Annotated in this window: 9 protein-coding genes and 1 pseudogene; 2 read left to right on the forward strand and 8 right to left on the reverse strand. The window is 63.3% G+C overall.

The features are described from left to right. Positions 1-87: 87 nt before the first annotated feature. The 8 genes and pseudogenes from MJD61_08485 to MJD61_08520 form a co-directional block, all read right to left on the reverse strand. Positions 88-186: pseudogene (locus MJD61_08485) on the reverse strand (Fic family protein). 184 nt (positions 187-370) lie between these two features. After that, positions 371-1,387 (reverse strand): GDP-mannose 4,6-dehydratase, encoded by a 1,017-nt coding sequence (gene gmd, locus MJD61_08490; GenBank protein MCG8555310.1) that lies wholly within the window; start codon positions 1,385-1,387, stop codon positions 371-373. After that, entirely contained in the window at positions 1,384-2,331 is a 948-nt protein-coding gene (locus MJD61_08495; protein ID MCG8555311.1) for a GDP-L-fucose synthase, read from the reverse strand. Before MJD61_08495 ends, gmd begins: the two co-directional genes overlap by 4 nt. A gap of 31 nt (positions 2,332-2,362) precedes the next feature. Next, entirely contained in the window at positions 2,363-2,506 is a 144-nt protein-coding gene (locus tag MJD61_08500) for a hypothetical protein (GenBank protein MCG8555312.1), read from the reverse strand. Between the two features lie 206 nt (positions 2,507-2,712). Beyond that, positions 2,713-3,105, reverse strand: a complete 393-nt coding sequence (locus MJD61_08505) for a hypothetical protein (GenBank protein ID MCG8555313.1) — start codon at positions 3,103-3,105, stop codon at positions 2,713-2,715. A 132-nt stretch (positions 3,106-3,237) separates the two neighbouring features. After that, positions 3,238-3,612 (reverse strand): hypothetical protein, encoded by a 375-nt coding sequence (locus MJD61_08510; protein ID MCG8555314.1) that lies wholly within the window; start codon positions 3,610-3,612, stop codon positions 3,238-3,240. Further along, on the reverse strand, positions 3,609-3,857 hold the full coding sequence (locus MJD61_08515; protein ID MCG8555315.1) for a hypothetical protein: 249 nt from the start codon (positions 3,855-3,857) through the stop codon (positions 3,609-3,611). Before MJD61_08515 ends, MJD61_08510 begins: the two co-directional genes overlap by 4 nt. Before the next feature lie 67 nt (positions 3,858-3,924). After that, on the reverse strand, positions 3,925-4,104 hold the full coding sequence (locus MJD61_08520) for a nucleotidyltransferase domain-containing protein (GenBank protein MCG8555316.1): 180 nt from the start codon (positions 4,102-4,104) through the stop codon (positions 3,925-3,927). A 309-nt stretch (positions 4,105-4,413) separates the two neighbouring features. On the opposite strand from MJD61_08520, the gene MJD61_08525 reads away from it, so the two are divergent. Beyond that, positions 4,414-4,608, forward strand: a complete 195-nt coding sequence (locus tag MJD61_08525; GenBank protein MCG8555317.1) for a hypothetical protein — start codon at positions 4,414-4,416, stop codon at positions 4,606-4,608. Further along, a partial coding sequence (locus MJD61_08530; protein ID MCG8555318.1) for a hypothetical protein occupies positions 4,580-4,913 on the forward strand: 334 nt, incomplete at its 3' end. The genes MJD61_08525 and MJD61_08530, both read left to right, overlap by 29 nt.

Raw genomic sequence — 4,913 nt, forward strand, 5'->3', positions numbered from 1 at the left:
CCACTTGCCCCGGGGCTACGGGCTCGAGGAAGGCGACGAGGAGTAGGGACTAGCGGCAAACCGGCACCGGGGCAGGCTGCTAGCCATCGCCTCGATGCAGGCCTTGAGGACGGCTCGTGTTTCCAGATCGACGGGCGGCGGCAGTGCTGGCAGGTCGTTGTACGGTCTGTGAGGTGACCAGGACATATGTCGATGATTCTAAGTTTTGTCGACATATTCGTGCAACGTGTCGATAGCGTCGACACGGAGCGCGGCCCGGGTCTACCGACTACTTCCAGCAGGAATTCAATGGCTTGCGCTCGATCGGTAGATCGGCGGCTTCGCAGAACCGTGGCGAGTGCCTGCCCCCTGTGTGGCGCGTGCGCCAACGTCAGGAGGCCGCCTTGCGCTCCCGGTCGGCCGCCTCGAGGTCCGCGTCCACCATCATGGTCACCAGGCCCTTGAAACTGACCTGGGGCTTCCAGCCGAGCTCACGCCGAGCCTTCGAGGCGTCGCCAAGCAGCTGGTCCACCTCGGCCGGCCGGAAGTACCTGGGGTCGATCTCGACCCTGTCTTGAAGGTCGACTTCGGCGTGCCGTGCGGCGAGCTCTAGAAACTCCCGTACGGAGTGGGTCTCGCCGGTGGCGATGACGAAGTCGTCGGGCTGGTCGTGCTGGAGCATCCTCCACATGGCCTCGACATAATCGCCGGCGAAGCCCCAGTCGCGTTCGGCCTCGAGGTTGCCCAGGAAAAGCTTGTCCTGCAGGCCGCGCTTGATGCGACCGAGGGCGCGCGTGATCTTGCGCGTGACGAAGGTCTCGCCGCGGCGCGGGCTCTCGTGGTTGAACAGGATGCCGTTGACCGCGAACATGCCGTAGGCCTCGCGGTAATTGCGCGTGATGTGGTAGGCGTAGGCTTTGGCGGCGGCGTAGGGGCTGCGGGGATGGAAGGGCGTTGTTTCGCTCTGAGGCACCTCTCGCACCTTGCCGTAGAGCTCCGATGACGACGCCTGGTAGAACTTGGGGCGGATGCCAACTTCACGCATGCCCTCGAGCAAGCGCACGGTGCCGACGGCCGTGATTTCGGCGGTGTACTCGGGGACATCGAAGCTGACGCGCACGTGGCTTTGGGCCGCGAGGTTGTACACCTCGTCGGGTTTCGTCTTGCGCAGGATCGTGTTGATGGAAGTGGCGTCGTTGAGGTCGCCATAGTGCAGAAACAGCCGGGCGCCGTGTTCGTGCGGGTCTTGGTAGATGTGGTCGAGCCGGGCGGTATTGAAGCTCGACGAGCGGCGGATGACGCCGTGCACTACATAGCCCTTCTCGAGCAAGAGCTCGGCCAGGTAGCTTCCGTCTTGGCCGGTGATGCCCGTGATCAGGGCGACCTTGGGTGCAGGGGGACTGGTCATGGGTTGCTTCGAGGCTGGTCAAGATACCATGCGATGGTGCGCTCGAGGCCCGCGTCGAACGGAGTCTTCGCCGTGAACCCGAACAGCTCCTTGGCTCGCGAGACATCCAGCATGCGTCGCGGCTGACCGTTGGGGCGCGACGTGTCCCAGCGGATGTTGCCCTGGAAGCCCGTCAGCCGTGCTATCAGCTCCGCGAGCTCCTTGATCGTGATTTCGAAGCCAGCACCAAGATTGACGGGCTCGGGGCCATCGAAGCGCTGCGCAGCCAGAAGCAGGCCTTCGGCGCAATCCTCCACGTACATGAACTCACGGGTGGGCGTTCCATCGCCCCACAAGACGACGTCGTCGCGGTCTTGCGCCTTGGCCTCGACGAATTTGCGGATCAGGGCCGGGATAACGTGGCTCGATTCCGGGTCGAAGTTGTCGTGAGGCCCGTACAGATTCACGGGCAGCAGGGAGATGGCGTTCAGCCCGTACTGCTGGCGGTAACCTTGAGCCATCACGATCAGGCTCTTTTTTGCGATGCCGTAGGGCGCGTTGGTCTCCTCGGGGTAGCCATCCCAGAGGGCCTCCTCCCGAAACGGCACCGCGGCGAACTTGGGATAGGCGCAGATCGTTCCGACATTGATGATCTTCGCTACCCGAGCGCGCCAGCCTTCGTGGATGATGTTGGCGCCCATCATCATGTTCTCGTAGAAGTACCTGCCTGGATTCTGCTGGTTGGCTCCGATGCCCCCGACGCGCGCCGCCAGGTGGAACACGACCTGGGGCTGCGTCTCGGCGTAGAGGCTACGGACGGCGCTCTGCTCCACCAAATCGCAGTCTCGGTAGCGCGGAACGATCACCTCGCCGGGGCCGGCGCCGCGAAGGCCCTCGACGAGGGCCCTGCCAAGAAAGCCGGCCCCGCCCGTTACCAAGATCCGTTTCCCGCGCAGCTCCACCACGTGTTGTCCAGTCCGAAGTTGTGGACCGATTCTAGAATAGCGCGATCGGCTGCGGCCGTGCAGCCTTGCGTTTCCGTGCCCGCTGCATAACCTGCGCCGCGGCCTCGTGCCGGGGATCGGCCCTCACGAGCAGGGCGTAGAAGCCGCTCGTGTCGACGAACACCTCACGTGCCATACATCACCGTTCAGGTCCCTGGGAGTCGGGTCTTCTGGCGGTTTTCTGGGCGAGCGCGCCAGCAGGAATCGCCCGAGGAGTACTAAGGGCCCGCGGAAGAATAACTCATCCATTTCGCCGGTTCTGACCACCGCCGGCTATGTTGCTCCTTCTCGAAGTATCCCCAATACTCCTCGTCGTCGCGCCTCGCCAGCGGGGCCCAGTCCTCACCGAAACACACGAGTTATTCTTCCGCGGGCCCTAACCGTCTGCGGTTGGAATTCAGCTGCAGCGCAGGGCGAGGCCGAGGACGAAAGCCGCCCAGAAAGCGGCCTGGGAAGCCGTCGTCGCGGCGAACGGTTACCCATAGACGATATCGTCGATAGCCTCGTTACTTCGATAGCCTCGTTACTTAAGGCCTCGCCGTCATCATCTGCGAGCTCCGCCAAGCTGTAGAACGGATCCTCCTCGGATACCGACGGCCGCTCCAAGGGCTCGAGCCGCAGCGCCGGCTTGCCTCGATACGTGAGGACCATGCTCTTGCCGGCCGCCACAGCGCGTACGATTTCCTCGGCGCGCTCGCGCAACTCTACCATCGTCACCGTGTGCCGCTTCGGCATGACATTAATATTGAGTTCAACTTTATCTTTATCATGTGGATCCGGAGCAACCATGAGCAGCCTTCCGTGCTACCGAGATGCCATAGGCAGCGGACGGGGACCGAACCGGGACCGAGCGCAGGAACCGAACGGCTATACGGGAATGATGTCAACGACCGATCGGAAATGGGCTTGCAGTCGCTGCATGTCAGCTGGGTCCGAAGTAAAGACGCGATCACCGCGAGCTGCTGCCGACGCCATAACGGTTGCGTCGATGGCCGCTGCGCCCCGCACGTTTCGCAGCGCCTCCCCGGCCGCCTTGGCGATCTCCTCGGTGAGGGGCTCGACTCGGCCAATGTCGAGAATAGCCTGCTGCCCGTGACCCTTTCGCCACCATTCCGCGATCACGGATGCGGGAATGGTGATGGGCATCCGCGCTTGGTGCAGGACTCGGAGCCGGATGGCCATGGACTGGTCGAGCCTTTCCAGCGCGATCAGAGCGCCCGTGTCGAAGGTGGCTCCGATCACTCCGCCGCGTCCGCTTCACCGAAGATATCCCCGTACGCCTGGGCAGTCTTTCGGTCGAGCTCGGCTTCGGGGATGCCTGCAAGTGCCTTCTTCAGGTACTTCTCTCGCGCCTGATGCCGCCGTTGCTGCTCGAGCGCTTCGGCAACGAAAGCAGACAGCGTGGTCCGCCGTTTCCTTGCAGCGCTCTTGGCCCAGCGCATCAACTCCGCTGCCACCGTAATGCTGACCTTTTGGGCCACCATCAACTGATTATGAAGCGATCACCGGCCCGGGGTCAAGACACCATCCTACTCAAAGTAGGACGGTGGCCGCTCAAGCCGAGAGAGCCCAGAATCCACCGCCGAGCACGGCGACGTCCAGATCGCTGTCCGGGCGCGGCCGGTCACGGGCCACCGAGCCAAAAACCACGATGAGCTCGACACCTTCCGGGATCTGGTTGCTTGCTCGCAGACGTTCTCGCAGCTCGTCCAGCTTGGCGGCGACCGTTGACACGATCTCAGGATAGCAGCAATGGCGCCGGCCGAATCGGGGCTCTAGCGCTTTCCACTAGTGCCTCGCCACAGGAATCCTGGTTGGTTGGGGCCTGCAGTGGGGCTCGCTGGCAAGGCGGACCGACGAAGACTGCGGTTCATTTCAATGCGGTGCAGCGCATATTCGAGGAGGTCCCAACGCCGCCAGCGGGCGCCAGGGCTGGGGCCAACCAACCAGGATTCCTGTGGCGAGGCACTAGTTGCCACAAGAGCGAAGATGCGCCTCGGACGGTCATCTTGAACAGCACGGTTTATGACCTAGGATGTAGTCGTGGCAGATGTGAGCCCAGGATTGGACGCGGCGGAGGCAGATCCGCTCGAGCTGCAAGACGCGCTCTCGCCGTTCAAGACCAGGGCGTGGCAAGAACTCACACCCGCCGAGCGTTTGCGACGGGCGTGGGAGCTGCGCCGTCGACTACCGGATGCTCAGGCAGCGCATGATCGCAAGCTTTTTCCGGCGCCTTGAGCACCATGACGTCAAGTGGCTTCTGATCAGCGGACAGGCGAGCATCCTGTACGGGGCCGCCACCTTCTCCGAGGACATCGACCTGTGGCTGATGCCCACTCGGCAGAACTTCGAGCGTTTTGTCAAGGCGCTGCGCGAGGTCGGGGCTCGGTACTACAAGTTGACCCCAGCTTTCACCGTGGAGCACTCGGCGAGGAGGCACGGGTTTCACTTCGTGCTGCCGGCAACTGGGAAAGAGACGGAGTGCTACCTTGACGTCATGGGCCACCCTCCTCGAGCTCGGGCCTTCGAAGCAGCGCTGCGCG

The sequence above is a fragment of the Pseudomonadota bacterium genome (genome assembly GCA_022361155.1).
In the GTDB taxonomy this organism is placed as follows: domain Bacteria; phylum Myxococcota_A; class Polyangia; order Polyangiales; family JAKSBK01; genus JAKSBK01.